Source organism: Breznakibacter xylanolyticus (assembly GCF_003254275.1).
GTDB classification, from domain to species: Bacteria; Bacteroidota; Bacteroidia; order Bacteroidales; family Marinilabiliaceae; genus Breznakibacter; species Breznakibacter xylanolyticus.
In genome coordinates, this window is record NZ_QKZK01000021.1 from 1 (window position 1) to 4,237 (window position 4,237).

Annotated in this window: 3 protein-coding genes; 1 reads left to right on the forward strand and 2 read right to left on the reverse strand. The window is 52.6% G+C overall.

Features of this window, described 5'->3' with window-relative positions; translation table 11 throughout:
* Positions 1-627: 627 nt before the first annotated feature.
* Complete coding sequence (locus LX69_RS11965) at positions 628-1,110, reverse strand: hypothetical protein (RefSeq protein WP_111446291.1); 483 nt, start codon at positions 1,108-1,110, stop codon at positions 628-630.
* A gap of 482 nt (positions 1,111-1,592) precedes the next feature.
* Positions 1,593-2,984 carry a phosphoglucosamine mutase gene (glmM, locus tag LX69_RS11970; protein ID WP_111446292.1) on the reverse strand — a complete coding sequence of 464 codons (1,392 nt, stop codon included), beginning with the start codon at positions 2,982-2,984 and terminating at the stop codon, positions 1,593-1,595.
* A gap of 246 nt (positions 2,985-3,230) precedes the next feature.
* Between glmM and LX69_RS11975 the strand changes: the two genes are divergently transcribed.
* Positions 3,231-4,103 carry a pseudouridine synthase gene (locus LX69_RS11975; RefSeq protein WP_111446293.1) on the forward strand — a complete coding sequence of 291 codons (873 nt, stop codon included), beginning with the start codon at positions 3,231-3,233 and terminating at the stop codon, positions 4,101-4,103.
* The last annotated feature ends 134 nt before the right edge of the window (positions 4,104-4,237 follow it).

Here is a 4,237-nt window from a genome sequence, read left to right on the forward strand (position 1 = left end):
CAGACGGTGAGACAGAGGATGAGATGAGGAAAGACGTTTAGATCCGGACGATGCCGTGGTGAACCCGGTCATTTCCGTTTTGAGCTCCGGTCATGGCGTTGAGAGCGGGCACATTGCCTGTGTGAACGAGCGCGTGGTGGCGGCGAACCCGTACGTTGGGGCTTGGAACGAGCAATTTCCCGTTCCGAACTCGCACATTGCCGTTCCAGGGGGCAATGATTCCCTTCGGAACGGGAATGTTTCCCCTCTGAAGGGCAATTTTTTGCCTGTCTGAAGGGCAATTTGCCGTTGCGAAGGGAAATAATGGGGTTCCGAAGGGCAATTTGCTCCTTCGAAGCCATTTCAATTGCCGTTGCGAAGGGAAACATTCCCGTTGTGAACGGCAATTTGCTCGTTCACCACCCCATTGTTCTTGTTCAGGACGGCAATTTTCTCGTTCCGAAGGGCAATTTTCCCGTTCAGAGGGAGAATGTTTCCCTTGCAAACGGCATTGTTTCCCTTTTGACCCCCATTTTGAGGGTGCTTTCGGGGGACATTGGGCTTTGACGACACAAAAAAAGAGGGGGAAACCCACGGCTTCCCCCTCTTGAACCAAACTTCAACACTATGTCACTGGCAATTGAAGGTTCAATTGCCGGATGGCGATGTCACATCGGCATTTTTATTTTTACGCCCCGGGAAACGGGTCTGTAAGTCATCCACAATATTTTTAACGCCCGGCACGCCGGCTCTGGCAGCGCCTTTAACGGCGTTGTAAAACAACAATGCGGCCGAGTAGGCTTCGCTGCCGGTTTGCATGGTGGTGTCGTCGAGTTTCTCAACCAGTTGATGCAGGGGGTAAAGCAGTTTGGTGAGCTGCACATACAGGTTTAAGTCGCGCTCAAATTCGTTCACATCAATGTAGGGGGGCACCACCGCGGGGTTTTGGCGGGCATACTCCAGGGCTTTGCCCACGAACGAGAGCGACTTGTCGCCCAGTTTGGCGCACACCTGGCGCTCGTCGGGGGTGAGGTTAATCAGGTTAGGCAGGTTTTCTTTAATCGTGTTGATGGCCGCTGCAATGTTGTTTTGGGCTTCGGCTGACAGGGTGGCTGATACTTTGTTCTCCATAAAAAAGAAGGTTTAAATGTTAAAAAATGATTTTTGAAGATAATCATTTTGTGTTAAACAACAATTTTTTTGCAAAAATTTACATCTCAACCTTCGTTTTTTCGTCAGGGCACCGCCAGACATCTTGAAAATAAAATCTCCGTGTCTCTCCGTGCCTTCTCCGTGGAGCTCTGTGAAATAGATGAATTACACAGAGTCAAAATAAACGCTGAGGCGCAAAGGCGCTGAGTTAATTTTAACGCATTGCGTTTATTCTGACTACTATATAACTCTTTCACCGAGTGGCCCTGAGGCTTCTTCTCCTCACTGGTTCTCATCTTATCTCACTGCAACTCAGCGTCAGTTCTTAGTCCGTTAAGCAGAGGACAATGATCAAATGCTGAGTTATCTGCTTTCATATTTAAACGCAATCTATTAATCAAACCAACTCAGCGCCTTCGCGCCTTTGCGTTTATTCCTACTCAGTGTGAAAAGCCCCTTTCTCAGATGCCCGCAATTTGTTTGATGTCGGCAATCATGTCCAGCGCCAGTTGGTCGGCCTCGGCGGGAGATTTGGCTTCGGAGTAAATGCGGATGATGGGCTCGGTGTTCGACTTGCGCAGGTGCACCCAGCTGTTGGCGAAATCAATTTTTACACCGTCGATGTCGGTCACCTTTTCGGCGGCAAATTTTTGTTTCATGGCGGCCAAAATGGCGTCGGTGTCGATGCCGGGGGTGAGTTCAATTTTGTTTTTCGACATGTAATAGGCCGGGTAAATGCTGCGCAGTTGCGAGCAGGTTTTGCCCGATTTGGCCAGATGCGTCAGAAACAGAGCCACACCCACCAGCGCATCGCGGCCGTAATGCGACTCGGGGTAGATGATGCCGCCGTTGCCCTCGCCGCCAATCACGGCACCAATTTCTTTCATTTTGGCCACCACGTTCACCTCGCCCACGGCGGCTGCCTGGTAAATGCCTTGGTGCGAATGGGTGACATCGGCCAGCGCCCGCGACGACGACAGGTTCGACACCGTGTTGCCGGGAGTGGCCGCCAGCACATAGTCGGCAACGGCCACCAGGGTGTATTCTTCGCCAAACATGGTGCCGTCTTCGTTGACAATGGCCAAACGATCCACGTCGGGATCGACCACAAAGCCCAGGTCGGCTTTTTTGTTGCGAATGAGGTTGGCAATCTCGGTCAGATGCTCGGGCAGCGGCTCGGGGTTGTGGGGAAACTCACCGTTGGGGGTGGTGTACAGCTCCATGATGTTGGTCACGCCCAGGGCGCGCAGCAACGCGGGAATGGCAATGCCACCCACCGAGTTGACGGCATCCACAGCCACCGTGAAGTTGGCCTTGCGGATGGCTTCCACATCCACCAGTTTGAGCGCCAGCACCTGTGCAATGTGTTTGTCGGTGTAGGTAAAATCTTCGCTCACCTGTCCCAGGTCGTCCACCTGGGCAAACAGGTAACTCTCGGTGTCGGCAATTTGCAGCACCAGCTCGCCATCGGCGGCCGTGAGGAATTCGCCTTTTTCGTTGAGCAGCTTCAGGGCGTTCCACTGCTTGGGGTTGTGGCTGGCGGTGAGAATGATGCCCCCCTGCGCCTGCTCGCCTGTCACGGCCAGTTCGGTGGTGGGGGTGGTGGCCAGGCCAATGTGCAGCACGTCGATGCCCACACCCTGCAGGGTGCCAATCACCAGTCGGTTCACCATTTCGCCCGAGATGCGGGCATCGCGTCCCACCACCACTTTCACGCGCTGGCCGGGGAAACGGTTTTTGACCCAGGTGCCGTAAGCGGCCGTGAAGCGAACCACGTCTAACGGGCTGAGCCCTTCGCCGGGCTTGCCGCCTATGGTGCCCCGGATGCCTGAGATCGATTTTATCAGTGTCATATGTGTTGATATTATGAATGTTGTTTTGAGATCAGACAAGAAGATGATTAGACATCAGACAGACAGATGAGACGGAAGAGATGGAGAGATCAGATCTTAACGTCTTTCCTCATCTCATCCTCTGTCTCACCGTCTGGCGTCTTCTTCTTCTCCTCTTTTTTAAAGCGAATCGGTGCGCAAAATAGGGAAAAATGAGAGATTATTCGGCCGATTTTCCACAACTTTGCAGCAAAATTAAACATCAATATGTCAGAGAGAAGAGAACGCTCATCGTCAGGGGTCCGCAGAGATGCCCGCCCCGGCAATCGTCCGGAAGCCAAAACGCCATTCAAACCCAAAAAGGTCATCAGCACGGCCAATCTCACCAAGCCCGACTACAGCAAGGCCGAGAAAATGCAGCAGAAAGAGGGCATCCGCCTGAACCGTTACATCGCTAACGCCGGCATTTGCAGTCGTCGCGATGCCGACAAGCTCATTGCCGACGGGCAGGTGACGGTAAACGGAAAAGTGGTCACCGAAATGGGAACCCTGGTGGGCTCGAAGGACAAAGTGGTGTACAACGGCAAGCAGCTCTCCATTGAGCCGTTGGTGTACATCCTGCTCAACAAACCCAAAAACGTGGTCACCTCGCTCGACGATCCCCACGCCAAAATGACCGTGATGGACATTGTGAAGCACACCGGCAAGGAGCGCATTTACCCCGTAGGGCGTCTCGATAAAAACACCACCGGCCTGCTGTTGTTTACCAACGATGGCGACCTGGCCAAAAAACTGACGCATCCCAAGTACAACGTCAAAAAAATCTATCACGCGTTTCTTGACAAGCCGGTGACCATTAGTCATCTTCAGCAAATTGGCGACGGGCTTGAGCTTGAGGATGGCCCCATTAAGGCCGACTCGGTGAGTTACGTCGATGGCGACAAACAGCAGGTGGGCATCGAAATTCACTCGGGTCGTAACCGCATTGTGCGCCGCATCTTTGAGCACTTTGGTTACAATGTCGATAAGCTCGACCGCGTGTATTTTGCCGGGCTCACCAAGAAAAACCTTCAGCGCGGCCACTGGCGCTACCTCACCGAAAAAGAGGTGATGTTTCTCAAAGCCGGCATGGTGAAATAATGCCACATACAATATCCCACGAAAGGGCAGGGCGCGAGTTCTGCCTTTTTTTAATATGAAGAGAAGAAGACTTTTAGACATTAGACAGACAGATGAGACTGAAGAGACGAAGAGAACAGATCTAAACGTCTTTC

Coding starts and splice junctions, on each gene's coding strand:
- glmM (WP_111446292.1), bottom strand. CDS start 2,984: ATGACACTGATAAAATCGATCTCAGGCATCCGGGGCACCATAGGCGGC.
- LX69_RS11975 (WP_111446293.1), top strand. CDS start 3,231: ATGTCAGAGAGAAGAGAACGCTCATCGTCAGGGGTCCGCAGAGATGCC.
- LX69_RS11965 (WP_111446291.1), bottom strand. CDS start 1,110: ATGGAGAACAAAGTATCAGCCACCCTGTCAGCCGAAGCCCAAAACAAC.